Here is a 24,823-nt window from a genome sequence, read left to right as displayed (position 1 = left end):
ATGAGTGATTTCTGGAGTATTTTCATCACCGTGATCACCCTATTTGTGATCTTTGGCTGTCTGGCCATTTTGATCTGGTGTATCAAGGATAAGATGGGTGTTGAAGAGGGTGAAGGCATGGGCCACACCTTTGACGGCATCGAAGAGGTGAACAACCCACTGCCAAAGTGGTGGAGCTACATGTTCGTGTTCACCATCGTATTTGGTTTGGGTTACTTGGCCGCCTACCCTGGTCTGGGTAAATGGCCTGGCCTGCTGGGTTGGACCTCCTCTAACCAAAGCGTGCTTTCTCTTGAGGAATCAAAAGAAGCTGCTGCAGAGGCGCGTGCTAACCAAGCTCACAAGTACGTTCAGTACGACCAAGAGGTTGTGGCCGCAGATGCCCGTTACGGCGAAGCTCTGCGTAAGTACACCAGCCAGTCTGTTGAGGATTTGGTGAGCATGGAAGAGAACGCCGAAGCCCTGAAAATTGGCCAGCGTTTGTTCCTGCAAAACTGTTCTCAATGTCATGGCAGTGACGCAAAAGGCGGTAAGGGCTTCCCTAACCTGACCGATGACGCTTGGTTGTATGGCGGCGATCCAGCCACCATCAAACTGACGCTGATGAACGGTCGTCGCGGTATGATGATGCCGAAGGGCGGTCTGCCAATCACTGACGAAGAGATTCCAGCTATTGCAGAGTACGTGTTTGGTCTAAATGGCCGTGAGCACGACACTGAACTGGCTGCGAAAGGTCAAGCGGGTTACATGAAGGGCTGTTTTGCCTGTCATGGTATGGACGGCTCCGGCAACCCGATGTTGGGTGCGCCTAACCTGAAAGACGACGCGTGGTTGTACGGTGGTAGCCGCAAGGTGATTGCAGAAACCATTACCAACGGTCGTACCGGTGTTATGCCGGCTTGGAAAGACCTACTGGGCGAAGATAAGATTCATCTTATCACCGCCTACGTATACAGTCTGAACCAAGACTAATACACTGCCCCGCACTCAGTGCGGGGCATTTTTTCTTTTTATATTCAATATTGCGGCAGTTTCAAATTGCCCAACTCTTTGTTTTCAGTACAATATCGTCATAATAAAAAAGATAGGTTTAGGTCATGAAGTCAGCCCCTTGGTACAAGCAGTTTTGGCCGTGGTTTTTGATTATTCTTCCAGGCTCTGTGGTGATCGCCTCGATGGTAACCATTAAGATTGCCACCGATAACCCAGTTTCTCTGGTCGCCGAAGACTATTACAAAGAGGGAAAGGCGATTAACCAAGACCTTTCCCGCATCACCCTCGCCCGCAATTTGGGCATCGTATTTGAGATCAAACAGCAAGGCGATCAACTGGTGTTTATCCAGCATGGTGGTCAGGGTAATGGTGAAGCCATTAAAGTGGAGTTCCACCACACCACGCTCGCCAAGCACGACCAACAGATGATGTTGACTCAAAACGGCGACGGCAACTACCAGATGGCCACTGATAAAGTGGTTGAAGGTAAGTGGCAGGTGATGATCGACAGCTTCGATGGCCGCTGGCGCCTTCAACAAAAATTAACTCTGCCTCTGACTGAAAGTGTTTGGTTCAGATAAGGAGGCGGCGTGTCAGAAGGATGTTTCCACTGTGGCCAAGAAGTACCGGCCAGTGATGAGTACGCCATTGAAGTAAAAGGCGTACTCCATCCCATGTGTTGTCCAGGCTGTGCGGCGGTAGCAACCGCCATCTTTGATGCCGGCCTTGACGACTACTATCAATACCGCACCGAAAAGGGCAAAAAGCAGAATCTCGATACCATCATGGCTCAGCTTGATGCCTTTGATCTGGAAGAGGTTCAACAGGATTTTGTCGCTTCTCAAGGTAAACACAAATCCATTATTCTGTCGGTTCAAGGGATAAGCTGTGCCGCCTGTGCTTGGCTTATTGAGCGCCACCTCAAGCGTTTTAGCGCCATCAGTCGTATTCACGTAAACACCACCACCAACCGTGCCACCATCCATTGGGATGACAGCCAGATGAAGCTGTCTGCACTGCTGGGTGAATTGTCCAGCATCGGTTACCCCTCCACCCCATTTCAGGTGGACTCTAACGAACTTAATCACGCACAGAACACCAAGCAGTTCCTATATCGCCTCGGCATCGCTGGCCTTGCCACCATGCAGGTGATGATGTTGGCAGTTGCCCTGTACACCGGATACTTTACCGATCTGGAAGATGAGTTTCGAAACTACTTCCGCTGGATTTCGATGATCTTCGCCACCCCAGTGGTGCTCTACTCGGCCCAGCCATTCTTTTTCAGTGCCCTGCGCGCCTTGGTGCAGCTGCGGGTCAATATGGATGTGCCAGTTTCCATCGCCATTTTCGGCGCCTTTATCGCCAGTTGCATTGCCACGGTAACCGAACAGGGTGAGGTGTACTTTGAGTCAGTATCGATGTTCACCTTCTTCCTGTTGCTCGGCCGATTCCTAGAGCAGCGGGCTCGCCGAAAAGCGGCTGAGTCCAGTTCCAACTTGCAGCGCCTTATTCCCCTTACCGCTTGGAAACTAAAACAGGGCGAACCGGAGCAAGTGGCTGCCAAGTCGCTAAAAGTCGGCGACACGATTTTGGTAAAGCCTGGCGATACCATTGCTGCCGATGGCGACATAGTGTTTGGCCAAACCTCAGTGGACGAGTCCATGCTGACCGGCGAGCACCACCACGTCCCCAAAAGCATCGGCGATTCGGTGTTTGCTGGCAGCATTAACTTTGACCAAAACATCAACGTCAAAGTGACCAAAATCGGCCAGCAGCAACTGCTGAACACCATCATTCGCTTGCAAGAGGAAGCCAGTGATAGCAAACCGCAGATTGCTCACCTTGCGGATAAGCTCGCCCGCTATTTTGTCCCAGGCCTGCTTTTGATTGCCACCCTAACCTACTTGGGCTGGCACTTTGTTAAGCCGGAAGATGCGTTTTGGATCACCCTGTCGGTGTTGGTGGCCACCTGCCCCTGTGCACTGTCATTGGCAACTCCGGCAGCACTGACCTGCGGCGCCAGTGCGCTACGAGAAAAAGGCTTGTTGGTTCGCAGTGCGAAGGTGTTTGAAACCCTGCCCCGTGTCGACACCATGTTGTTCGATAAAACCGGGACGTTAACCAAGGGCAATTGGCGACTGACTCAGTGCATCCCCATGGATCTGATGAGCGAGCAGGAGTGCCTAAGATTTGCCGCAGCACTAGAGCGTTCTAGCTCACACCCGATTGCCGAGGCGTTTAAGCCCTTTGAGGATACCTCTGTCTATGCAGACAATATCGAGCATCAGCATGGTGGACTGCGAGGCGTCATCAACCATAAACTGGTCGCCCTTGGAAACGGTAAATTCATTGGGCGACAGCAGTTTGATCAAAATCTATACCTCAGTGTTAATGGCACCGTGGTCGCCAGCTTTGAACTTAAAGATGAGCTTAGAGCGGATGCCAAGCAAACCATCGAACTGCTTACGTCCAAGGGAATCGATTGTCAGATGCTGTCCGGTGATCCGAGCCCGAAAGCCAAAATCATTGCCGATGAGCTCGGTTTATCGCAATGTGTTCACGGGGCGACCCCAGCGGCCAAACACCAGCGCCTGACCACACTGCAGAGCCAAGGCAAAGTGGTTGCGATGTTCGGTGACGGCGTTAACGATGCGCCGGTATTGGCAGGAGCAAACTTGTCCGTCGCCATGGGTTCGGGATCGGACATAGCCAAAAACAGTGCGGATCTTATTCTGTTAGGCGAACAGCTTGGGACCATCAGCGCTGGACTTGATGTGGCCAACAAGACCGTAGGCGTCATCAAACAAAATTTGGCTTGGGCACTGGGTTACAATATTTTGATTCTGCCTCTGGCTATCGCGGGGTGGGTTCCCCCTTACCTCGCGGCCATTGGCATGTCGTTAAGTTCGCTCATTGTGGTTGCGAACAGCGTGAGATTATTAAAACTATGAGCATCATCTATACCTTAATTCCCGTCGCTATCCTGTTTGTGTTGATCGCGGCCGCCATCTTTTTCTGGGCCGTGAGAAGCGACCAGTTTGAAGATCTGGACCGACAAGGGTCAAACATCTTATTCGATGACGAACGTCGTGATGACCCAAAAAATCAATAGACGGGTGTCCGAATGAGCAATAGAACATGGCCGTAGATTTTAGTGCCATCGCCATGGGCTTTGGCATCGGCCTGCTGGGTGCTGGCCACTGCTTAGGAATGTGTGGCGGCGTGATGGCGGCCCTGAGTCATGGCCTACCCAGCCACATTCAGCTTAATTTTGGCAAACGCATCGCCTTGATTCTTGGCTACAACCTTGGCCGTCTACTGAGCTACTGCTTTGCAGCGGCGGCGGTTGCCTTCGTGGTCAGCCAGACCACTGACTTTTTGGCTTTAAAACACCATTTTGAATTTATCCGGCTATTTGCGGGCGTGGTGCTGGTGGCTACTGGGCTTTATATCGGCGGCTTAAGCCGAAAATTGCTGGTACTGGAAAAAATTGGCCAACCCGTTTGGAAACGCCTTTCTCCCATTGCACAAAAAGTGATGCCAATCGATACCTTAACCAAAGCGGTGGTGGCCGGTGCCATCTGGGGGTGGCTGCCCTGTGGCTTGGTCTATTCAACCCTAATCTGGACCGCGTCAATTGGCGATGGTACCACCGCCGTACTCGCAATGTTGGCCTTTGGAATCGGGACCTTGCCGGCACTGATGGTGGTCGGTGCTGCGGCAAACGGTTTAAAACGCTGGTTAAATCACCGGGGCTTTAGGTTGATAAGTTCTGTAATAATAGTAACTTACGGCTTTAGTATTATTTATGTGTCAATCGGACTATTAACCTAGCTTATTGCGCTAAATATGGTTTAACATACAAAGGTTACAGACCAACTGGGTGTACGGATTTTGGATAACACAAGAGTAAAACGGACGGCACTAGGTGGATGCGCAATTCATTGTCATGATTGCAGCATGTCAGAGCTTTGCATCCCCTTCACTTTGAATGCCAACGAGCTGGATAAGCTCGACGCCATCATTGAGCGTAAAAAGCCTATCCAAAAGGGTGAAATTCTTATCCAATCAGGGGAGCCATTACGGAGCCTGTTTGCGATTCGCTCCGGCACCATCAAGTCTTACACCATCACCGAAAATGGCGACGAACAGATCACCGGCTTCCATCTTGCTGGCGACGTCATCGGCTTTGATGGCATCAATACTGAACACCACCAAAGCTTCGCCCAGGCTCTCGAGACGGCCATGGTTTGCGAAATCCCTTACGAAACCCTAGACCAGCTCAGTGGCATCATGCCTCGCCTTCGTCAACAGATCATGCGATTGATGAGTAACGAGATCATGAGCGACCAAGAGATGATTTTGCTGCTGTCTAAGAAAAATGCCGAAGAGCGACTTGCCGCTTTTGTTAGCAATCTGGCTAAGCGCTTTGGTAATCGAGGCTTCTCCAGTCGCGAATTCCGACTGACCATGACCCGAGGAGACATCGGTAACTACCTCGGCCTCACGGTGGAAACCATCAGTCGTTTATTGGGCCGCTTCCAAAAGGCCGGATTGATTGAGGTTAAAGGTAAGTACATCACCATCATCGATCTCGAGCGCCTCACCGAGCTTGCGGGAAACACCCGTATCGCCCGCTAATTTCAAACGCCCAGCTTTCGCTGGGCGTTTTCGTTTACCCATTTGATCCAGAACAAAGGAAACTTCCTTCAATCCGTGCTTTGATGAAGGAGAAGGAAAACAAGGAGAGCATTATGAGCAACAACAGTTTCTTGGTGGTAATCGATCCCAGCCGTGACGACCAACCGGCATTAGAACGGGCCGCCCACCTTGCCCGCTGCACAGGCATTCCGTTAACTCTGTTTCTCAGTATTTTTGATTTCTCCTATGAGATGACCGCCATGCTTTCTCAAGATGAGCGTGAAGCGATGCGCAATGGCGTATTGGCTCAGCGGCAGCAGTGGTTAGAGCAATTGGCTGCGCCCCTCATTGACGAAGGCATAAATGTGGCCATTAAAGTGGTGTGGCATAACCGCCCTTATGAGAGCATCATCGATTACACTCTGGAGAACCCCATCGACTACATCATCAAGAGCACCCACGCTCATGATAAGGTGAAGTCGGTCATCTTTACCCCAACCGATTGGCATCTATTACGCAAAGCTCCAGTGCCTGTACTGCTGGTTAAAGAGAATGACTGGCCGGCACAAGGCAACATCATTGCTGCGGTAAACGTAGCCGCTGAAGATGAGCAGCATCAAGAGCTTAATCAACGTATCGTTGAAAATGCCGTTAAGTTAGCCAAGGTGATCAACGCCAACGTCCACCTGGTCAATGGCTATCCCGGAACACCGGTTAATATCGCCATTGAGTTACCGGATTTCGACGCCCACGCCTACAACCAGTCAATCAAAGAGCATCACCAAATTCGCATTGAGCAGTTAGCCAAGCAGTTTGAGATTCCAGAAACCCAATGCCACGTCAAAGAGGGCCTCGCGGAAGATGTAATTCCTGAACTGGCTGCGGAGCTTAGCGCGGAACTGGTTATGCTGGGAACCGTCGGTCGCAGCGGCATCTCCGCGGCGCTTATCGGCAATACCGCTGAGCATGTGATCGACAGTCTGGACTGCGATCTGGTTGCCTTTAAGCCAAAAGACTTTGAGTGCCCACTGGCTAAATAGACTGTGACGACACTTTACTAACGCGGCGTTTGCCGCGTTTTTTTGTGCCAGCTCTTTACCGACAATCGGCGAGCTGGAATAATGCCAGCCCGATTTGTGGATCCGAGGTAACCAGTGGAATTAAGTCAGAAGCAAAAGACCCGTCTAAATAAATTGCAAAAGCGCTTGCGCCGAGAAATGGGCACAGCCATCGAGGACTTCTCGATGATCGAAGACGGCGACATTGTGATGGTGTGTTTGTCCGGCGGTAAGGACAGCTACACTATGTTGGACATTCTGCTGAATCTTCAACATCGAGCACCGATTGACTTCAAACTGGTTGCCGTCAACCTAGACCAAAAGCAGCCTGGCTTCCCTGAAGACATTTTGCCAGCCTATCTGGATAGCTTAGGGGTGGCGTATCATATCCTTGAAAAAGATACCTACTCCATCGTTAAAGATAAGATTCCAGAAGGCAAGACTACCTGCTCCCTGTGCTCTCGTTTGCGCCGCGGTACCTTATACGGTTTTGCTCAGCGCATAGGCGCCACCAAAATTGCGCTTGGTCATCACCGTGACGATATGGTTGAAACCCTGTTCCTGAATATGTTCTACGGCGGTAAGCTCAAATCGATGCCACCGAAGCTTCGCTCTGATGATGGCGCTAATGTCGTTATTCGCCCTCTGGCCTACAGCCGCGAAAAAGACATTGCTGAGTACGCCGACCTAAAACAGTTCCCAATTATCCCCTGTAACCTATGCGGCTCTCAGGAAAACCTAAAGCGTAAAATGATTAAAGAGATGCTAGTGGGTTGGGATAAGCAGTTCCCTGGGCGCATTGAAACCATCTTTACGTCGATGCAGAACATTGCGCCGTCGCAGTTGATCGACCGTGAGCTGTTTAATTTTAATGAGTTAAAAGCGGATCCTAACGCCGAGCCAAGCGGTGAGGTCGCCGAAGCAGACTTGCCCGCCTTTGATTTCTTTGAGCCAGACAACAGTGGTCATATTGATCTGGATAAGGCAACTCGCATTGACGTAGTAAACGTCTACCAGCCAGATTAAACTTATGCAGTAACAAGGCGCCAATTGGCGCCTTTTTTACATGTGGACTAAACCGGATTGGGAGCGTCGACAAAGACGACCTCAACGCCAAACTCTGCGGCGATTCGTTTACCCAATTCCCGTATGCCGCTTCTTTCGGTGGCATGGTGTCCCGCGGCAAAGTAATGAATTCCCTGCTCTACCGCGCTGTAATAGGTTCGTTCAGATACCTCACCGGATAGGAATGCATCCATCCCTCGGTTGGCGGCCAAATCGATGTAATCTTGAGCCCCGCCACTGCAAAGCCCTACAGATTTGATTAGTTGGCAGTCATCGCCAATATGCAGAGGCTTGCGGCCTAGACACCGCTCGATGGTTTTAACAAATTCCGATGCCGGCTGTGGCTCTGCAAACTCAGCACAAACGGCAACAGAAAGCTCATTACCTAGCTCCATCGGGCCAGTAATGGTTAACCCCAACTCTTTTGCCAACATTGCGTTGTTGCCAAACTCAGGATGGATGTCCAGCGGCAGATGGTACGCCATTAGGTTTATATCATGCTCAAGCAGCGCTTTAATTCGCTTCTGCTTCATTCCCACTAATTCTGGGGCTTCCCCTTTCCAAAAGTAACCATGGTGTACCAGCACCGCATCAGCACCGAGTTCGATGGCGGCATCAATAACACTTTGAGAGGCAGTAACCGCGGTGACGATTTTGGTTATTTCCTCAGTGCCTTCAACCTGTAAGCCATTGGGGGCGTAATCTTTTATTCGATGTGGCTGTAGGGTGTCGGTTAGGTAGTTAAGTAACTGTTCTCGAGAGATCATGGTGCGCTCCAATTATTCTTACCAGCTCAGTTTACTTGCCTTGAGGCAAGCTTCCAATAAAGAATTTTATTAGGCAAAAAACCTATTCCTATGGTCATTTTACTAATACGATTTTGAGTCCTTAGAGCACAAGATTGTATTAACTTGGCAACGGCTCTCAGTTTGAGTGGTTAATTTCGGCGAAAATTAGACAAATCAGTACAAAATAGGTATAAAGACAAACTGAAATACCGGCCCTATAAGGCTTAATGACAAAGGTTTAATTACACATGTCCAAACTAAACAAGGATGAGGTACTGCAGCAACTGAATGATGCATACCTTGCAAAACATGGCAAAGCCCCAAGCATCGAGCAGAAAGGCAGCTGGTTCAAAGTGGATGGCGGAAAATCTCTTCGCTTAGCAGATCTAGCTGATTTAGTTGAAGAATTGAAGTCTGGCGATAGCGAAGCTGCTCCAGCTCCAAAAGCTGAAACTAAGAAAGAAGCACCGAAAAAGGCAGCTCCTAAAAAAGCCAAGCCAGCTAAAAAATCAAGCAATGGCGGCTTAAGCGCCAAAGAATTATGGGCCCAAAAATTAGCAGCAAATAGCGGCAGCACCCTGCCTCGCGGCCAGCGCTAATTTACAGTCTATAAATAAAAAAGCCAGCTATGATAGCTGGCTTTTTTATTACCACCTTCGAACCACCTGCCGCCCTAAATATAAACCACCCTGCCCTAATTGGTGCCCGTAAATAACACCGAATTCATCAGTATGATATAAGCCTCGGACTGTAACTGCGATTTTCAGATAACAAAAAAGGGAGCCAACTGGCTCCCTTTTCCTGATTAAGTAAAAACTTACTTAGCCAGAGCTTCTTTCGCTTTTTCTACCAAAGCAGTAAATACTACTTTGTCGAATACAGCGATGTCAGCCAAGATCTTACGATCGATCTCTACAGATGCTTTCTTTAGACCATTGATGAAGCGGCTGTAAGACATACCGTTCTGGCGAGCAGCAGCGTTGATACGGGCGATCCACAGCTGACGGAACTGACGCTTTTTCTGGCGACGGTCACGATAAGCGTATTGACCAGCCTTGGTAACGGCTTGAACAGCTACACGATAGATACGGCTACGGGCACCGTAGTAACCTTTAGCCTGCTTAAGTACTTTCTTGTGACGAGCACGAGCGGTCACACCGCGTTTAACACGAGCCATGTTTTATACTCCTTCCCAATTAAGCGTATGGCAGCATGGTGCGGATCTGAGCAACGTCAGACTTAGCAACCATCTGTTTTGAGCGCAAGTGACGCTTACGCTTAGTAGATTTCTTGGTCAGGATGTGACGCAGGTGTGATTGCTTACGCTTGAAGCCGCCAGAGGCAGTCTTCTTGAAGCGCTTAGCAGCACCTTTATTGGTTTTCAGCTTAGGCATCTGAAACTCCGCATTGTTAAGTAAATAAATAGAACTGCAAGGCGAACAAAAACAGCCCAGTCAGCGACTGAGCTGAATTTATTACTTGGAAGCCTTACTGTTTCTTCTTAGGTGCGAGAACCATAACGGCTTGGCGACCTTCCACTTTCGGGAAAGCTTCAACCTGGGCCAATTCTGCTAGATCGTCTTTAATACGATTCAGCAGCTTGATTCCTAGGTCTTGGTGCGCCATTTCGCGACCTCGGAAACGCAGCGTAACTTTCGCTTTGTCTCCGTCTTCCAAGAAGCGAGTCAGGTTGCGTAGTTTTACCTGATAGTCGCCTTCGTCGGTTCCAGGACGGAATTTAACTTCCTTAACCTGAATCCGCTTGGTCTTTTTACGCTGTTCCTTTTGGTTTTTAGCCTGTTCGTAAAGGAACTTACCGTAGTCCATGATCCGGCAAACAGGTGGCTCTGCATTTGGGCTGATCTCAACCAGATCCAAACCAGCTTCCTGTGCTAGCTCTAATGCTTCACGTCCAGAAACAATACCAGCTTGCTCACCATCCGCTCCAATCAGGCGAACCTCACGTAAGCGAATTTCACCGTTGATTCGAGTTTGGTCCTTGCCCGGACCTTGCTTTTTAGCGCCTTTTATAGCTTATTCCTCCAGCAATTTCAGACTACGGTCGCTGATCTCTGTTTGGATACGGGAAATAATATCTTCCACTTTAAACTTACCCAAATCAGCGCCATCGCGTGTACGTACTGCCACTTCATTGTTTTCGACCTCTTTGTCGCCAACAACCAACAAATATGGAGCACGCTTTAAAGTATGTTCGCGGATTTTAAAGCCAATCTTCTCGTTTCTCAAGTCTGCCTTCACTCTAATTCCAGCATTTTTGAGTTGGTCCGCGATTTTATGAACATAATCCGCTTGTTTATCGGTAATGTTCATAACAACAGCCTGAGTTGGAGCTAGCCAGGTCGGGAAGCGACCGGCGTATTCTTCAATCAGGATGCCGATGAATCGTTCTAGTGAGCCTAGGATCGCGCGGTGAATCATCACCGGAGTCTTACGGCTGTTATCTTCCGCAACGTAAGACGCGCCTAAACGCTCAGGAAGCGCGAAGTCTAACTGAATTGTTCCGCACTGCCAAGCACGATCTAAGCAGTCGTGAAGCGTAAACTCGATCTTAGGACCGTAGAATGCGCCCTCGCCTGGCTGAAGCTCAAACTCGATGTCGTTTGCTTTCAGTGCATCAATCAAGCCTTGCTCGGCACGATCCCACATGTCATCGGAGCCCACACGCTGTTCAGGACGAGTGGAAAGTTTCACGGCAATGCTGTTAAAACCGAAGGTTTCGTAGGTGTTGTATACCATACGAATGCAATCGGTTACTTCAGCTTGAACCTGCTCTTCGGTACAGAAAATGTGGGCATCATCTTGAGTGAAACCACGAACGCGCATCAGGCCGTGCAGCGCACCTGATGGTTCATTACGGTGACAGCAGCCAAATTCAGCCATACGCAGCGGCAGATCACGGTAAGATTTTAACCCTTGGTTAAAGATCTGAACGTGGCCTGGGCAGTTCATCGGCTTGATGGCGTACTCACGCTTTTCTGACTCAGTGGTAAACATGTTGTCGGCGTACTTGTCCCAGTGACCAGATTTTTCCCACAACACGCGGTCCATCATCAACGGGCCTTTCACCTCTTGGTAGGTAAATTCGGCCAATTTAGTACGGACAAATTTTTCAAGCTCTAGGTACACGCTCCAGCCATCGTTGTGCCAGAACACCATACCTGGTGCTTCTTCCTGCCAATGGAACAGGTCTTGCGCTTTACCGATCTTACGATGGTCACGCTTGGCCGCTTCTTCCAGACGTAGCAGGTAAGCTTTAAGCTGCTTCTTATCGGCCCATGCGGTGCCGTAGATGCGTTGCAGCATCTTGTTGTCGCTGTTACCACGCCAGTAGGCGCCAGCCACGTTCATCAGCTTAAAGTGATGACAGTGCTTCATGTTCGGCACGTGAGGGCCGCGGCACATGTCAATGTATTCTTCGTGATGGTACAGACCTGGCTTGTCGTCACGGCTGACGTTCTCGTCCAGAATCTCCATCTTATAAGTTTCACCACGACCTTCGAAGGTATCGCGGGCCTCTTGCCAACTTACGCGCTTTTTAATCACGTCGTAGTTAGTCTTGGCAAGTTGCATCATGCGTTTTTCAATTGCTTCTACATCTTCTTGAGTCAATTTTTCCTCAAGATCGATGTCGTAGTAGAAGCCGTTGTCGATGGTCGGACCGATCGCCATTTTGGCGTCCGGGTACATCTGCTTAATGGCATGGCCAAGAAGGTGTGCACAAGAGTGACGGATGATCTCAAGACCATCTTCATCTTTGGCGGTGATGATGGACAGTTCGCAATCGGACTCCATCACTTCACAGGCATCAACGCGTTCGCCATTGATTCGGCCAGCAATACAGGCTTTGGCCAAACCAGGACCGATGTCCATGGCGACATCCATTACAGATACAGGGTTGTCGAATTGACGTTGACTACCATCAGGCAGGGTAATAACAGGCATAGTATTCTCCACAGTGGTGATCCACACAAAAGATCACATGTTGTCTATATAAAGAAGACAGCAAAACCGCTTTTGGTGGCAAGTTTGGGTATCGGCCTTACTGGGCTAACAGAGCCAAATCCACCTCAAGCTTTGCTGGTGAAGGCGTAGTATAGGAATCTAAAAATTTCATTACAAACCTAAATGACTAGATCGCCGCCATTTCCCCAAATTTAAGAGAAAAAAGGCAGGGTTAGCTAAACTTCTGGGGTGGGTATTATCCTAATTGGAGGAAGCCATGCGAGGCGATGCGTTTTACCAAACGGTGTTGTGTCCCCATTGCGGTCAGGCTACGTCTGTTTCTATCGATGCCAGCGGTGGCGACCAGGAGTATTTCGAGGACTGCCAATCTTGCTGTAACCCTATCCATCTTCAGCTGCACATTGACCAGCAACGCCAATCACTGCAGCTACGGGTAGACAGTGATGACGAGCAATTGTATTGAGGGCAACGCAAACCAATGCAGCGCACCATTCTGATGTGCTGCATTGGAGACTTATCAGCAGTTGTTATGACGCCAAGTTCTTCGCAGCCAATACCCGCTCAACGGTATCAACAATCGCTTGAGTCTGACTGTCAATTTCGATGTTTAACTCATCGCCAACGCTGCGCTCGCCCAAGGTAGTAATGGAAAGCGTTTCAGGGATTAGGTGAAGGGCAAATTCGCCCTCCTCCAGTTTGCCTACCGTCAATGAGCAGCCATCAATGCCGATGAAACCTTTATGTAGGATGTACTTCATCCATTGCTTTGGAACAGACAGGGTCATTGTGCAGTTGGTTTCTGTTTTATCTATCTGTTTTATAATCGCTTTCGTATGAATGTGGCCAGACATGATGTGGCCGCCAACTTCCTTACCGTAGCTTAACGACCGCTCTATATTCACCTTGTCGCCCACCTTAATGTCGGCGAGATTGGTTAGCCGCAGAGTTTCTTCCATCACATCGAAAAAAGCACTATCATCGGAGCACTCCGTCACTGTTAAGCACACTCCGTTGTTGGCAACGCTCGCACCAACTTCCAGGCCTTGACGATAGACCTCTGGGATCTCCACTTCGAAGGTTCGCAGCTGATGTTGCTCTTTAATCGCAACCACTGTCGCTTTGGTTTGTACAATTCCAGTAAACATACTTATTCCTACATCTTGCGGTATTGGACCACACTACTATGTACAGTCGCCTTTATCAGGCTAAAAAACTCATTATTCTTGCGTTACCCGTGTTAGCCGCACAGGTCGCTCAAACCACCATGGGCTTTATCGATACGGTTATGGCCGGTAAAGTTAGCGCCACTGATATGGCCGCCGTGGCAATTGGTACCAGCATCTGGTTACCTACGATTTTGTTCTTTGCGGGGATCTTAATGGCCCTCACGCCGATGGTCGCTCATCTTCATGGTGCCAGCGAAGAGCATAAAATTAAGCCTTTGATCCAGCAAGGTATCTATTTGGCCATTGTCTCCGGCATTGCCTGCATGCTGCTATTTACCCAAGCCAGTTGGGTTTTAGCACAGATGGACCTGGATCCGCAGTTGTTTGAGCTAAGTCGTGATTACCTTAACGCAATTTTGTGGGGCGCACCGCCATTTCTGCTGTTCCAAGTGTTAAGGAACTTTACCGAGGGCCTCTCCTGGACATTGCCGTCTATGATCATTGGTTTCATTGGACTGGCCATCAACGTACCAGCAAACTACGTCTTTATTTACGGCCACTTGGGCATGCCTGCCATGGGCGGCGCTGGCTGTGGCGTAGCAACCGCATTGGTATTTTGGGGCATGTTCTTTTCCATGGCCATCTACGTTGCTTGGTCCAAGCGCTTTAAAGCCTATGAACTGTTTAAAGGCTGGTGCCAGGTCAATATGGAGAAGCAAAAACAGGTTTGCAAACTGGGGCTACCTATCGCCCTAGCCCTGTTCTTCGAAGTGACGCTGTTTGCCATTGTGGCGGTGGCCATTGCACCTTTGGGCCCCATTACCGTTGCCGGTCATCAAGTGGCAGCCAACTTCTCCGGCATGGTGTTCATGCTGCCTTTAGCCCTTGGTATTGCTTTGACCATCCGCGTTGGTTACTACCTCGGCCGCAATGAACCCAAAACCGCCGCCATGGTTGCTCGCTTAGGCATTCAGCTCGGTCTATTAGTCGCTGCGATTACCGCCACCATAACCGTGCTGGCTCGAGAGCCTATTGCTGAACTTTACACCAATGATGCTGCGGTTATCTCTCTGGCTACTCAACTGATGTTCCTCTGTGCCATCTATCAATTATCTGATTCGGTGCAGGTGGTCAGTGCTGCAGCCCTCAGAGGCTATAAGGATACGCAGGTATTGATCTGGATTGGGTTGATTGCTTACTGGGGAATCGGCCTCTCCACCGGTCTCATTCTTGGTCTGACCGATTGGATTGTGGCCCCGATGGGCGCTTCCGGATTCTGGATCGGCTTTATCGCTGGGTTAACCTCCGCCGCCATCATGTTGAAGTTGCGCTTACGTTGGCGACAAAAGCGCATCGCTGATGAACATGAAGCCACTGCGAGTAATGTTTAAGCAAACAAACGCTTAACTTAAGTTTAGGGCTTGTCTTTAATCGGTCATGCCCTTACTATCTGCCCTGTCGTTAAGACAAAGCGTCTGTAACTCAGCTGGTTAGAGTGTCACCTTGACATGGTGGAAGTCGGTGGTTCGAGTCCACTCAGACGCACCAGCTTAAAATTTGAAATACGACCGTAGCTCAGCTGGTTAGAGCACCACCTTGACATGGTGGGGGTCGGTGGTTCGAGTCCACTCGGTCGTACCAAATTGCACTGGCCCGCTCTATTGAGCGGGCTTTTTGCATTTCCGTATCAGAAAACGTGGTTCACGGTGTCAGACTTAGTCACTGTTTTGGGAGATAATCAAATGAAGCGAAATAGCGGTTTCACCCTAATAGAGTTGGTGGTGGTTATCATCATTCTTGGGGTATTAGCAGTGGTTGCCCTGCCGAAGTTTATCTCCTCCGGCTCTGAAGCCCATCAAGCGGTTGTCGACAGTACCTTCTCTAAGTTTAAAGAGAGTGTGCGACTCTACCATTATGGCTGGTTGACGGAAGGCACCGGCCAAGCGGTAGAAAATCTCGCGAGCTTTGGCGATGGCACCGTTGACAGTAACGATGCTGGTTATCCGATCAACACGGACGGCTCTGGCCAGATTAAAGGCGAGGAGTGCGGCAAATTGTGGCAGGCAATGGTTAATTCCGATCTGACCATCACCTCGCACGCCGGCAGCACCTTTGACGGCGACAAATCTGTGCAGATCAAATATTGGTATGGCTCAGATCATTGCTACTACATCTATGTGGGTGAACATAATGAATTGGGCGTTAACTTGCCTCACCTCACCTACTACCCAGCCGATGGCAGCACAGAGATAACTTACGCGGCGTACGGTAACAATTCATAGCAATCAAAAAAGGCTCCCTAAGGAGCCTTTTTTAATGGGGAGAATAATCTCAGGTGCCTGGTTTCGCCGACTTGCTGATGAACATCCAAGCAATAAAACCAACAATGCCGATGGTACTGAAGATCACTAACATCGAAGCCAGACCAATGGCATTTCCAAACAACAAATCTAACCAAAGCTCCATCATTATCTTCCTTTATGAACCGGATTTAGTTCAGCCTAATCGAGTCAGCAACGGCTGTTACTGATCAGGATCAAAACTGTTGTCGATTTGTTATTGGAAAGGCGAGTTTCAACTCTGATAACTATGAAATGTAACGTCTTTCTATAACTGGTCTACACTTGATGGAAACCCCAGGGATGAGGTTTCCATGCCAAACAAAACGTCGCTGCGCCAGGAAGACGCCGATTACTTAGGCACGCCACAGGTGGCCATCTTAATGAATAGCCCCAGCACAAGCCGGTGGTTGCTGTGGGCTATTGCCAGTTTTATCCCCATCGCCCTACTGTGGGCAAATTTCAGCCATTTAGATACGGTAACCACCGGAGATGGCAAGGTGATCCCATCCAGCCAACGCCAAGTGGTGCAGAATCTAGAGGGGGGATTGATAAAATCGATACTGGTTAAAGAGGGACAGTCGGTTAACGCAGGTCAATTGCTTATGGAGATTGACGACACTCGCTTTCAAGCAGACTATCGTGAACGAGAGCAGCAGCAGCGAGAGCTCGAGGCCAGGGCCATTCGCCTTAAAGCCGAAATAGACGCCGTGACTCCCATAGTCGATAAGCTAAAGCAAAATCAACCTCTGCCAACGTTATTCGAGCAGGCACAGCTCACCTACCCTGACGAATTCGCCCAACAACAGCCGCTGTTACTGCAGCGCCAACGAGCGCAATTCCACTCACAGCTCAATAGCCTTGCCAATCAAATTCGCCAACTCAATCAGCAGGTTTCTCAAAAACAGCAGGAATTACTTGAAGCAAACGCACGGGTGGGCAACTTAAGACAGAGTTATCGACTTGCGAAAAGTGAATACGATTTAACGAAACCTTTGGCCGATGAAGGCGTGGTTTCCCAAGTGGAGATCTTAAAGCTAGAACGTCAAACCAACGACAATCTCAGAGAACTGAAGAGCGCCGAGCTGCAGCAGCCTGGAATAGAGGCGGCGATACAAGAGTCTATCTATAAGCGCAGTGAAGCTGCCATCCGGTTTGTTTCCGACAGACGTAGCGAACTTAACGAAGCCGAGGGCGAATTAGCCGCGATGCGTGAGCGCCGCGTCGACCTTCAGGACAAAGTCAGTCGAACCCAAGTGCGCTCCCCGGTTGCCGGCATCATCCAGAAGCTTCACATCAACACCTTAGGAGGCGTGGTTCAGCCCGGTGCCGATCTCATCGACATTGTGCCTAACGACGACAATCTGCTGATCGAAACCAAGATCGCTCCACAAGATATCGCTTTTCTCAGGCCGGGGCTCAAGTCCATCGTGAAATTCAGTGCTTACGATTTCACCCGTTATGGCGGCCTGTCTGGTGAATTGGAGCACATCAGTGCTGACACCACCGTTGATGAAGAGGGCAACAGTTTTTATCTGGTTCGCATTAGAACCGAGCGCAATTACCTCGGCGATGCTCAGTCGCAACCAATCATTCCAGGTATGACCGCCTCGGTGGACATCATCAGTGGTCAACGCAGCATCTTGGATTACTTAACAAAACCGATGCGTGTCGCTTCACAAACGGCTCTTAGGGAAAGATAAGGAAACGCTCATGTTAAGGATAACAAGCGCCATACTGGGTTTATGGCTAAGCACTCATGGCAATGCCGCGCCCATCAGTTTGGAGCAGGAGGTCGCGCAAACGTTGGCTACAAACCCCAACATCATTCGCCAGTACCAAGAACTGCAAAGTCGGATTCAAGGCATCGATGAAGCAAAAGCAGGTTATCTGCCAACGTTGGACCTAGAGGCTGGTGCGGGCTATCAAACCATTGATAACCGAAACACCCGCATCACCGGCGACGATGAGTTTAACCCCTCAAACGTTACCTTGACTCTACGACAGTACCTTTTCCAGGGTTTTGATACCTCAGAGAATACCACTCGTACTCAAGCGGAAGCGGAAGCTCAGCGATTTCAGTTGCTGTCGGATGCGGAAAACATCGCCCTGTCGGTATCGCAACTCTATTTAACCCTAATTCGAACTGAACAGGTGTACCTGCTTTCGGTTCGCAATCGTGATAAACACCAGTCGATCTACGATGACATTGCGAAACGGACTCGCCAAGGGGTGGGTTCCACTGCGGATCTGTCTCAGATCAGTGCCCGCTTGGCTCGAGCAAACAGTAACCTGATTGCTTCAGAAAATGATTGGCGAGATGCCCAGGAACAGTATCAACGAGTCATTGGCCGTCTACCCAATCAGCTAATTCGTCCAGAGGTTGACGCTAACTTTCTTCCTGACTCCCTAGAACAGGCACTGGGACAGGCAAGGGCCACCAACCCGACCATATTTGTTGCCACTCAAGACATCGATGCCGCACTCGCTCAGCGAGATGGCGCCAAAAGCGATTTCTATCCTGAGGTCTTTATCGACGTTAAGCAGAGCTGGGAAGAGGAATATAACGGGGCTTTAGGCCATCGCGATGATTTCAGCGTGATGCTGAAACTCAGGTTTAACCTATTCAATGGCATGGCCGATCGCGCCGAAGTCCGCCGATTGGCGCATCAAGTGGGCGTGGCGAAATCCATTCGAGACAACACCTTTCGAGAACTTGACGAAGGAACTCGGCTGTCATGGAACGCGTGGCAATTTACACAGCGGCAATTGGGCTTTCTACAAGGCCATGTTCAAGCGTCTTACGATACCGTGGTTGCTTACAGGAAACAGTTTGATATTGGCAAGCGGACATTGCTGGATCTTTTGAACACTGAGAACGAACTGTTTGAGTCAAGAAAAGCTTACCTAGACGCAGAATACGCCGAAATTGAAGCGAGATACCGGGTGCTCAATGCCACCGGAGTTCTGCTCGATGCCCTAAATGTTGAACGTCCTCAAGCTTGGTTGGAGAGTCGCAGATGATGACAAAGTGGATACGCCAGATAGCGCCACTGGCAACGGCAGTACTGATTTGCTCTTGCAGTAGTTACGATGCGGATCACTATCCCCTCGCCGTACAACGGGCGGATTTGGCCGATCTGGATCTTGATGGCGTTATCAACCACCGTGATGGTTGCGATGCAACAACGTCTGGCGCACTGGTGAATAACCGAGGTTGTGCAACAGAGTTTGATCGCACTGTGATAACCCCAAGCGTGGTGTTTTTTGATAATGACGATGACGTTATTCGCTCAGATCAACTGCCTGCCATAGAGGATGCTGCAGACCGACTAATGAATGGTGCAACCGCCACTTTAGTTGGCCATACAAGCGCCTTAGCGTCAGCGCAGTACAACCTTGCTCTTTCCAAGCGGCGCGTAGAAAACGTGAAAAAAGCGCTGGTTGATACTGGAGTTCAAAATTCAAGTTTGTCCTCAGATTATGTCGGTGAAAGCCAACTGAAATTTACCGGCGATGATGACGTTAGCCATGCCAAAAACCGACGGGTTGAGATTCAATTCACCCAGCATCAAAACCAGCCATTAATGAGATGGACAATTTACAGTGTGGAAAACCCTTAGATGGGTGAGTCTGCTGCTGTTGATGGGAGCTGGAACCAATTTAGAGCAGCAGATTATCAAAGCTTATGGTGAGCCTGCCTCCGTCCGTTTTAGCCAGTGGAAGCAGCACCTACTGGCACTTGAAGGTCAAGATAGAGCGACACAACTACAGCAAGTGAATCGATTCTTTAATCAATTTCACGAGGTTGAGGACAGCATTATGTGGTCAGAGGAAGACTATTGGGCCAGCGCACCGGAGTTCATCGGTTCCGGTGCTGGTGATTGTGAAGACTTTGCCATTGCCAAATTCGATAGCCTATTAAAGCTAGGTGTGCCTCAACAACGTATGCGTCTGATCTACGTAAAGATTGCAAGTCGCCCATCCTACCATGTGGTGCTGGCTTATTACCCCAGTGACGATAAACCACCGCTTATTTTAGATAACTTAAATCCTGAACTGCTACCGGCAGATAAACGGGCAGATCTGCAACCGATATTCAGTTTTAACGCCGCTAAATTGTGGCTAAACCGAAACCGATTTTCTCCCACACAAGAACAAGACATCAGCAGCTTTTCTCGCTGGCGTCAGGTGTTAGAGCGCAGAAAACCAAGACAGCCCAATCAAGTCATAGAGGCCCGACATGACACTTTTTAAACAATTAATGCTGCTCATCACCCTGTTCAGTGCCTTAGTGTTATCGGCGTTATTGTACGGGCAATTGCACCATCAACAGAGCTTCATGGATCAGCAGCAGCGAGTCTATTTGGATGGCGCCCGAACCGGAATTAGTGCCATGGCCAAACCTTGGATACAACTCAACGATATCGCAGGTCTTGAGGCCGCATTGGTGCCTCTGTTTGACTCAGGGCAGTTTCGAACCGTGGAAGTGATTGATAAAGACAATGTGCCCCTTTGGCGAAAGCAGATGCCACCGACATCCGGCTTGGCACCAGATTGGTTCGCTAATTTAGGCTGGTTTACGCCGATTCGGGTTGAGGCGCAAATACAGACGCAGTGGCAAACCTTGGCCAAAGTGGTGCTGATTACTGACCCCAGCATTGCGACTCAGGCTCTGTGGATTTGGATTCAAAAGCTGATGGTGAGTGCCGTTATCGCCTGGATTTTGCTGCTGATAGGAATCGCCACCATTACCCGAAAACTGTTAGCGCCACTTAAAGAGATTCGTGATTTGGGCGAGCTTATTTCTCATCAAGGGCAACCAAAGTTGGATGCATTAAAACCGGCCTTTACCAAGGAGATCGCCTCGGTTCAGTCGGCGTTTTTAAAGGTGGCTGAACAATTTCAACGCTTGTATCAAGAACAGGCTCAGGAGACAGAGCGCATTCGCACAGAGCTCTATCTGGATGAGAGCAGCGGTTTAGGCAATCGAACCATGGTGGACGCACGCCTGATCCTTTGGCAGCAGGAAAAAAACACCGGCTTTATTGCATTACTGGATATCCCCCTACTGCAATCGAGCCTGGCTCAAGGACCATCCGAATATCGCGCCCAGCTTCAAAACCTAAAGTCTCAACTGATTCAAGGAGCGCCTCTGGAGTGCAATTTGGAGCTAGCTCGACTGAACAACACCGAGCTTATGTTGTTTGTGGCAGACGTCGATACCGAACAACGCACGGCTTACCTAAGTTGGCTCAACCAATCTGTGTCCAGTTTGGCCATCGACCCCCTTGGTATTAGCGCCCCTCAGTTTTCTATTGCGGTATTGACCCTAGATGGCGAAGCGGCGCCAGCGGATGTCCTTAGTTGTCTCGATTCCATGCTTATTTCAGCCAAACAAAGTGGCCAATCACAGGTGGTGAAACAAGCAAGCGGTGAACATTCCAAGACTCGCAGTAAGCAGCAGTGGCTTCAGTTGGTCAACGAAGCGCTCACCTCAAATCGACTCAATTTCAGAGAGCAGGCTGCAATGACCCTTGATGGCGAACTGCTCCACTACGAGCTTTATACCGCTCTAGGCAGCCAAAACAATGCCATCTATGCCAATCAGTTTTTGCCAGCGCTAGAAGGGCTAGGTAAAACCACCGATTTTGACCGGTATGTTATTAGTTACGGTTTAAGTGCCTTGCAAAATCGAGACGATACCCTCGCCATTAACCTGTGCTTGGCGTCGGTGATGGACCCTGGATTTTGTCGTTGGCTAAAGCGCCAACTGACGGCTCATCAATTGATAAAACATCAGTTAGTGATTGAACTGCCTGAACTGTTGTTCGTTAAGCACCCAGACGCAGCATGGCTATTTTGCCAAATGCTCAAGGAGCTTGGATTTAGTTACGCCATCGACCAGTTAGGTCGACACGTTGACCGCTTGGATTATCTGAACGCCTTGCCTAAGGCTAAATACGTGAAGCTGGATCTGCTTTATAGCAAGAACATTGACGATAAACGCCAGCAAGATCTGCTGCTCTCTCTTTGCAGAACGGTCCACAACATCGAGATCCCGGCCATTGCCACTAACGTTGAAGATTCTGCACAATTGGCACTGTTTACTAAGCTGCAACTCGATGGCGTCCAAGGCCATGTCTCTGAAACTTGGCAGGAGGTGGCCTCGTTATGAATGACCCCATTCTTGAGTGCTTGTTGTATCTGGCTCGCCACCACAATTTGGCCAACTCTGGTGATGCACTGATTAGTGGCCTCCCCCTTGCCGATGGCAAACTTACGTTATCCCTGCTGCCTCAAGCGGCCGATCGCGCTGGCCTAATGGTTAAATCTAGCCACTATTCAGTTGAAGACTTACCCATTGAAGTGCTGCCAGCGTTGGTTCCGCTAAAAGATGGCAGCGCCCTAGTGGTGCTCGATTCCAACCATGAACAAAAACAGTGGCTGGTGGTCGAGCCCGATGGTCACGCCCTTCCCTGTTGGCAGGATTGGCAGGATCTAAACAGTCAGATCACCGAGCAGATCTACCTGTTTAAGCCTAAGTTTGTGACCGACAAGCGCAGCGATGAACTGGTGGACACCAAGGCCCACTGGTTTTGGTCCACACTGAAACTGTCTAGCTCTCTGTATCGCGACGTCATACTCGCGTCTTTATTAATTAATCTATTTGCGCTGGCGATCCCACTATTCACGCGGGTGGTGTATGACAAAGTCGTGCCCAATTTGGCCTTCGAATCGCTTTGGGTACTGGCCAGTGGCGCAGGCTTAGTGGTGCTGTTTGATCTGGTCATAAAAATGCTGCGAAGCCACTTTATTGATCTGGCCGGTAAGCGCTCCGACCTATTACTGTCATCAAAAATCTTCAGTAAAGTCCTTGGAATTAAGATGTCTTCCCGTCCAGCTTCGGTTGGTGCATTTGCAAAGCACATGCAAGATTTTGAGTCGATTCGAGACTTTCTGACCTCAGCAACCATCACCCTGTTGATTGACGTCCCCTTTGCGCTGCTTTTCCTTGGCGTTATTGCCCTTATGGCAGGCAATCTGGTTTGGATTCCCATCGTGGTGGTGACCGTGTTGCTTGTCCAAAGCCTGTTGATTCAAAAGCGGCTAAAGCAGAGCATTGAGCAAGGCGCACAGCTAAGCAGCCAAAAACACGCGACATTGATTGAGAGCCTAAGTGGATTGGAGACCTTGAAACGGTTTGGTGCTCAAGGTCAGATGCAATACCGATGGGAACAGGCCGTAAGCCACATGGCTCACTGGTCAGTTAAAACCAAACGATTAACGGATTGGGTTCAATCGAGTGCCGGCAGTGCGCAGCAAGTGGCGTCAATTTCAATGATCATACTGGGCGTTTATCTAATCGCTGCCGGTGAGCTCACCATGGGCGGGTTAATCGCCGCATCGATGATCAGTGGCAAGGCGATATCCCCGCTGCTTCAGCTTGCCATGTTAAGTACTCGCTACAACCAAGCTAAGTCAGCTTATACCATGCTAGAAAATCTTATGGCCATGCCAGAAGAGCAAAGCAGCGACAAACAGTACCTTCATCGGCCTGCATTGGCGGCCAGTATCGATTTTGCCAACGTCAGCTTTCAATACCCAGAGAGTCAAACTCGAGCGCTGACATCGGTTAGTTTTGCCATTAAACCCGGTGAAAAGGTTGCTATCTTGGGTCGTATAGGTTCAGGCAAAACCACGTTAGAGCGATTACTGCTAGGACTCTATCAGCCTAGCGAGGGCTCCATTCGAATCGGCGGTACCGATATTGGGCAACTGCATCCTGACGACGTTCGTCGCAATATTGGCAGCGTCCCACAAGACCCAGGCCTATTCTATGGCAGCATTCGGGACAACATCATACTGGGCCGACCTCAATCTTCAGAGCGAGCCATTTTGCAGGCTGCCAACAGAGCGGGGGTGACTGAGTTCAGCAATCCAGATCCTGCAGGGCTTGACCGGCAAGTGGGCGAAGGCGGACAGCAGTTATCTGGTGGTCAGCGGCAGTCCATAGCCATCGCCAGAGCACTATTGACCGATCCCCCTATTTTGCTGATGGATGAGCCCACCAGCGCCATGGACAATCGCTCGGAAATGCAAATTAAGCAGCAGCTTCAATCCCTGCCCGCTCACCAAACCTTAGTGCTCATTACTCACAAAATTTCGATGCTGGATGTCGCAGACCGGATCCTGATCGTTGATCATGGCCGTCTGGTGGCTGATGGTCCAAAAGCCCAAGTATTGAAAGAGTTAAGGGGAGGAAAATTGAAAGCCACAGTACCAGGTTAATACGCTCTTAAGTCCCGCTGATAAGTTTAAAGGCATTTATTGCAGTTTCTTGACAAGCCGAAGACAGCTTCTACGCTTTGTTGGAAATTCTGCGATGCGTCAGATGATCCAGCGATGCAGTGCTTACTGCGGGAATATAAGATGAAGCAATGGAAAAATGCCTTAGGGCTTGTGCTGAACGGTCAAGACAAATGGCAACACCAAGTATCTGTAAACTTAAACGCAAAATCGGATTGGCGTTTAACGATAAAAAGACGCTTGATTCCGAAAATCTCATCCTGCTGTGAAACCGCCCTCAGCTCCCTCCTCCATCACAAAATTGTCACAGTTCCCGAGTATCTCTGGGGTGTTTTTGGCGAGATAGTTAACGCACAAACAAAACACGCTGTTCTTTGCAGTAAACAACGGCCGGTCTAGTTTGACTAAAGTCAATCACTTTGAATGTTACGGAGTAACCTTTTGTTTAATTTTCACTCCGGATCACAATTTTGATCAAT

Annotated in this window: 26 protein-coding genes and 2 tRNA genes; 21 read left to right on the top strand and 7 right to left on the bottom strand. The window is 49.6% G+C overall.

Annotated features, from left to right (window positions below; translation table 11 throughout):
- The 8 genes from ccoP to ttcA all read left to right on the top strand — a co-directional run bounded on the left by ccoP (position 1) and on the right by ttcA (position 7,718).
- Complete coding sequence (gene ccoP, locus FCL42_RS04020) at positions 1–972, top strand: cytochrome-c oxidase, cbb3-type subunit III (RefSeq protein WP_136862092.1); 972 nt, start codon at positions 1–3, stop codon at positions 970–972.
- 125 nt (positions 973–1,097) lie between these two features.
- A complete protein-coding gene (locus FCL42_RS04015) occupies positions 1,098–1,574 on the top strand; it encodes a FixH family protein (protein WP_136862091.1) in 477 nt (158 codons plus the stop codon).
- A gap of 9 nt (positions 1,575–1,583) precedes the next feature.
- Entirely contained in the window at positions 1,584–3,944 is a 2,361-nt protein-coding gene (locus FCL42_RS04010; protein ID WP_229359771.1) for a heavy metal translocating P-type ATPase, read from the top strand.
- Positions 3,941–4,105, top strand: a complete 165-nt coding sequence (gene ccoS / locus FCL42_RS04005; RefSeq protein WP_136862090.1) for a cbb3-type cytochrome oxidase assembly protein CcoS — start codon at positions 3,941–3,943, stop codon at positions 4,103–4,105. The genes FCL42_RS04010 and ccoS overlap by 4 nt, the downstream gene beginning before the upstream one ends.
- A 26-nt stretch (positions 4,106–4,131) precedes the next feature.
- On the top strand, positions 4,132–4,827 hold the full coding sequence (locus tag FCL42_RS04000; RefSeq protein WP_136862089.1) for a sulfite exporter TauE/SafE family protein: 696 nt from the start codon (positions 4,132–4,134) through the stop codon (positions 4,825–4,827).
- Between the two features lie 57 nt (positions 4,828–4,884).
- Positions 4,885–5,634, top strand: coding sequence for an electron transport transcriptional regulator EtrA (gene etrA, locus FCL42_RS03995; RefSeq protein ID WP_136862088.1), 750 nt, complete (start codon positions 4,885–4,887; stop codon positions 5,632–5,634).
- A 110-nt stretch (positions 5,635–5,744) separates the two neighbouring features.
- Positions 5,745–6,674 carry a universal stress protein UspE gene (gene uspE, locus FCL42_RS03990; protein WP_407644363.1) on the top strand — a complete coding sequence of 310 codons (930 nt, stop codon included), beginning with the start codon at positions 5,745–5,747 and terminating at the stop codon, positions 6,672–6,674.
- Between the two features lie 114 nt (positions 6,675–6,788).
- The gene (ttcA, locus tag FCL42_RS03985) at positions 6,789–7,718 is read left to right on the top strand and encodes a tRNA 2-thiocytidine(32) synthetase TtcA (protein WP_136862086.1); all 930 of its coding nucleotides are present in this window, start codon (positions 6,789–6,791) and stop codon (positions 7,716–7,718) included.
- 47 nt (positions 7,719–7,765) lie between these two features.
- Here ttcA and FCL42_RS03980 read toward each other — a convergent pair whose 3' ends face one another.
- Positions 7,766–8,521 carry a Nif3-like dinuclear metal center hexameric protein gene (locus tag FCL42_RS03980; protein WP_324612858.1) on the bottom strand — a complete coding sequence of 252 codons (756 nt, stop codon included), beginning with the start codon at positions 8,519–8,521 and terminating at the stop codon, positions 7,766–7,768.
- Positions 8,522–8,793: 272 nt separating this feature from the next.
- Here FCL42_RS03980 and FCL42_RS03975 point away from each other — a divergent pair, with 272 nt between their 5' ends.
- Positions 8,794–9,144, top strand: a complete 351-nt coding sequence (locus tag FCL42_RS03975) for a hypothetical protein (RefSeq protein WP_136862084.1) — start codon at positions 8,794–8,796, stop codon at positions 9,142–9,144.
- A 218-nt stretch (positions 9,145–9,362) separates the two neighbouring features.
- Here the strand turns inward: FCL42_RS03975 and rplT are convergent, their stop codons facing one another.
- The 4 genes from rplT to thrS all read right to left on the bottom strand — a co-directional run bounded on the left by rplT (position 9,363) and on the right by thrS (position 12,508).
- Positions 9,363–9,722, bottom strand: coding sequence for a 50S ribosomal protein L20 (gene rplT / locus FCL42_RS03970; RefSeq protein ID WP_136862083.1), 360 nt, complete (start codon positions 9,720–9,722; stop codon positions 9,363–9,365).
- Between the two features lie 19 nt (positions 9,723–9,741).
- Positions 9,742–9,939 carry a 50S ribosomal protein L35 gene (rpmI, locus tag FCL42_RS03965; protein WP_028108505.1) on the bottom strand — a complete coding sequence of 66 codons (198 nt, stop codon included), beginning with the start codon at positions 9,937–9,939 and terminating at the stop codon, positions 9,742–9,744.
- A gap of 94 nt (positions 9,940–10,033) precedes the next feature.
- The gene (gene infC, locus FCL42_RS03960) at positions 10,034–10,576 is read right to left on the bottom strand and encodes a translation initiation factor IF-3 (RefSeq protein ID WP_136862082.1); all 543 of its coding nucleotides are present in this window, start codon (positions 10,574–10,576) and stop codon (positions 10,034–10,036) included.
- A gap of 3 nt (positions 10,577–10,579) precedes the next feature.
- Positions 10,580–12,508 (bottom strand): threonine--tRNA ligase, encoded by a 1,929-nt coding sequence (thrS, locus tag FCL42_RS03955; protein ID WP_136862081.1) that lies wholly within the window; start codon positions 12,506–12,508, stop codon positions 10,580–10,582.
- A gap of 277 nt (positions 12,509–12,785) precedes the next feature.
- On the opposite strand from thrS, the gene FCL42_RS03950 reads away from it, so the two are divergent.
- The gene (locus tag FCL42_RS03950) at positions 12,786–12,992 is read left to right on the top strand and encodes a CPXCG motif-containing cysteine-rich protein (RefSeq protein ID WP_136862080.1); all 207 of its coding nucleotides are present in this window, start codon (positions 12,786–12,788) and stop codon (positions 12,990–12,992) included.
- Positions 12,993–13,056: 64 nt separating this feature from the next.
- Here the strand turns inward: FCL42_RS03950 and FCL42_RS03945 are convergent, their stop codons facing one another.
- Complete coding sequence (locus FCL42_RS03945) at positions 13,057–13,674, bottom strand: riboflavin synthase subunit alpha (protein WP_136862079.1); 618 nt, start codon at positions 13,672–13,674, stop codon at positions 13,057–13,059.
- Between the two features lie 38 nt (positions 13,675–13,712).
- On the opposite strand from FCL42_RS03945, the gene FCL42_RS03940 reads away from it, so the two are divergent.
- The 4 genes from FCL42_RS03940 to FCL42_RS21985 all read left to right on the top strand — a co-directional run bounded on the left by FCL42_RS03940 (position 13,713) and on the right by FCL42_RS21985 (position 15,977).
- Positions 13,713–15,086, top strand: coding sequence for an MATE family efflux transporter (locus FCL42_RS03940; RefSeq protein ID WP_136862078.1), 1,374 nt, complete (start codon positions 13,713–13,715; stop codon positions 15,084–15,086).
- Between the two features lie 80 nt (positions 15,087–15,166).
- Positions 15,167–15,243: transfer RNA gene (locus FCL42_RS03935), tRNA-Val, on the top strand.
- 16 nt (positions 15,244–15,259) lie between these two features.
- Positions 15,260–15,336: transfer RNA gene (locus FCL42_RS03930), tRNA-Val, on the top strand.
- A gap of 101 nt (positions 15,337–15,437) precedes the next feature.
- Complete coding sequence (locus FCL42_RS21985) at positions 15,438–15,977, top strand: type II secretion system protein (protein ID WP_169308283.1); 540 nt, start codon at positions 15,438–15,440, stop codon at positions 15,975–15,977.
- Between the two features lie 49 nt (positions 15,978–16,026).
- Here FCL42_RS21985 and FCL42_RS03920 read toward each other — a convergent pair whose 3' ends face one another.
- Positions 16,027–16,161, bottom strand: coding sequence for a DUF3149 domain-containing protein (locus FCL42_RS03920; RefSeq protein ID WP_136862077.1), 135 nt, complete (start codon positions 16,159–16,161; stop codon positions 16,027–16,029).
- A 187-nt stretch (positions 16,162–16,348) separates the two neighbouring features.
- Here FCL42_RS03920 and FCL42_RS03915 point away from each other — a divergent pair, with 187 nt between their 5' ends.
- The 7 genes from FCL42_RS03915 (at position 16,349) to FCL42_RS03885 (ending at position 24,743) form a co-directional block, all read left to right on the top strand.
- Positions 16,349–17,737, top strand: a complete 1,389-nt coding sequence (locus FCL42_RS03915) for an HlyD family type I secretion periplasmic adaptor subunit (RefSeq protein WP_136862076.1) — start codon at positions 16,349–16,351, stop codon at positions 17,735–17,737.
- Between the two features lie 10 nt (positions 17,738–17,747).
- Positions 17,748–19,058 (top strand): TolC family outer membrane protein, encoded by a 1,311-nt coding sequence (locus FCL42_RS03910; protein ID WP_136862075.1) that lies wholly within the window; start codon positions 17,748–17,750, stop codon positions 19,056–19,058.
- Positions 19,055–19,657 carry an OmpA family protein gene (locus FCL42_RS03905; RefSeq protein WP_136862074.1) on the top strand — a complete coding sequence of 201 codons (603 nt, stop codon included), beginning with the start codon at positions 19,055–19,057 and terminating at the stop codon, positions 19,655–19,657. The genes FCL42_RS03910 and FCL42_RS03905 overlap by 4 nt, the downstream gene beginning before the upstream one ends.
- Entirely contained in the window at positions 19,641–20,291 is a 651-nt protein-coding gene (locus tag FCL42_RS03900; RefSeq protein WP_136862073.1) for a transglutaminase-like cysteine peptidase, read from the top strand. Before FCL42_RS03905 ends, FCL42_RS03900 begins: the two co-directional genes overlap by 17 nt.
- A complete protein-coding gene (locus FCL42_RS03895; protein ID WP_136862072.1) occupies positions 20,278–22,212 on the top strand; it encodes a bifunctional diguanylate cyclase/phosphodiesterase in 1,935 nt (644 codons plus the stop codon). Before FCL42_RS03900 ends, FCL42_RS03895 begins: the two co-directional genes overlap by 14 nt.
- The gene (locus tag FCL42_RS03890; RefSeq protein ID WP_136862071.1) at positions 22,209–24,326 is read left to right on the top strand and encodes a type I secretion system permease/ATPase; all 2,118 of its coding nucleotides are present in this window, start codon (positions 22,209–22,211) and stop codon (positions 24,324–24,326) included. The genes FCL42_RS03895 and FCL42_RS03890 overlap by 4 nt, the downstream gene beginning before the upstream one ends.
- Positions 24,327–24,467: 141 nt before the next feature.
- Positions 24,468–24,743, top strand: coding sequence for a hypothetical protein (locus FCL42_RS03885; RefSeq protein ID WP_136862070.1), 276 nt, complete (start codon positions 24,468–24,470; stop codon positions 24,741–24,743).
- Positions 24,744–24,823 lie beyond the last annotated feature (80 nt).

Source organism: Ferrimonas aestuarii (assembly GCF_005116665.1).
In the GTDB taxonomy this organism is placed as follows: domain Bacteria; phylum Pseudomonadota; class Gammaproteobacteria; order Enterobacterales; family Shewanellaceae; genus Ferrimonas; species Ferrimonas aestuarii.
This window is presented reverse-complemented; position numbering and strand designations above follow the sequence as displayed.

Coding starts and splice junctions, on each gene's coding strand:
- ccoP (WP_136862092.1), top strand. CDS start 1: ATGAGTGATTTCTGGAGTATTTTCATCACCGTGATCACCCTATTTGTG.
- FCL42_RS04015 (WP_136862091.1), top strand. CDS start 1,098: ATGAAGTCAGCCCCTTGGTACAAGCAGTTTTGGCCGTGGTTTTTGATT.
- ccoS (WP_136862090.1), top strand. CDS start 3,941: ATGAGCATCATCTATACCTTAATTCCCGTCGCTATCCTGTTTGTGTTG.
- FCL42_RS04000 (WP_136862089.1), top strand. CDS start 4,132: ATGGCCGTAGATTTTAGTGCCATCGCCATGGGCTTTGGCATCGGCCTG.
- FCL42_RS03975 (WP_136862084.1), top strand. CDS start 8,794: ATGTCCAAACTAAACAAGGATGAGGTACTGCAGCAACTGAATGATGCA.
- rplT (WP_136862083.1), bottom strand. CDS start 9,722: ATGGCTCGTGTTAAACGCGGTGTGACCGCTCGTGCTCGTCACAAGAAA.
- rpmI (WP_028108505.1), bottom strand. CDS start 9,939: ATGCCTAAGCTGAAAACCAATAAAGGTGCTGCTAAGCGCTTCAAGAAG.
- thrS (WP_136862081.1), bottom strand. CDS start 12,508: ATGCCTGTTATTACCCTGCCTGATGGTAGTCAACGTCAATTCGACAAC.
- FCL42_RS03950 (WP_136862080.1), top strand. CDS start 12,786: ATGCGAGGCGATGCGTTTTACCAAACGGTGTTGTGTCCCCATTGCGGT.
- FCL42_RS03945 (WP_136862079.1), bottom strand. CDS start 13,674: ATGTTTACTGGAATTGTACAAACCAAAGCGACAGTGGTTGCGATTAAA.
- FCL42_RS03940 (WP_136862078.1), top strand. CDS start 13,713: ATGTACAGTCGCCTTTATCAGGCTAAAAAACTCATTATTCTTGCGTTA.
- FCL42_RS21985 (WP_169308283.1), top strand. CDS start 15,438: ATGAAGCGAAATAGCGGTTTCACCCTAATAGAGTTGGTGGTGGTTATC.
- FCL42_RS03920 (WP_136862077.1), bottom strand. CDS start 16,161: ATGGAGCTTTGGTTAGATTTGTTGTTTGGAAATGCCATTGGTCTGGCT.
- FCL42_RS03915 (WP_136862076.1), top strand. CDS start 16,349: ATGCCAAACAAAACGTCGCTGCGCCAGGAAGACGCCGATTACTTAGGC.
- FCL42_RS03910 (WP_136862075.1), top strand. CDS start 17,748: ATGTTAAGGATAACAAGCGCCATACTGGGTTTATGGCTAAGCACTCAT.
- FCL42_RS03905 (WP_136862074.1), top strand. CDS start 19,055: ATGATGACAAAGTGGATACGCCAGATAGCGCCACTGGCAACGGCAGTA.
- FCL42_RS03895 (WP_136862072.1), top strand. CDS start 20,278: ATGACACTTTTTAAACAATTAATGCTGCTCATCACCCTGTTCAGTGCC.
- FCL42_RS03890 (WP_136862071.1), top strand. CDS start 22,209: ATGAATGACCCCATTCTTGAGTGCTTGTTGTATCTGGCTCGCCACCAC.
- FCL42_RS03885 (WP_136862070.1), top strand. CDS start 24,468: ATGAAGCAATGGAAAAATGCCTTAGGGCTTGTGCTGAACGGTCAAGAC.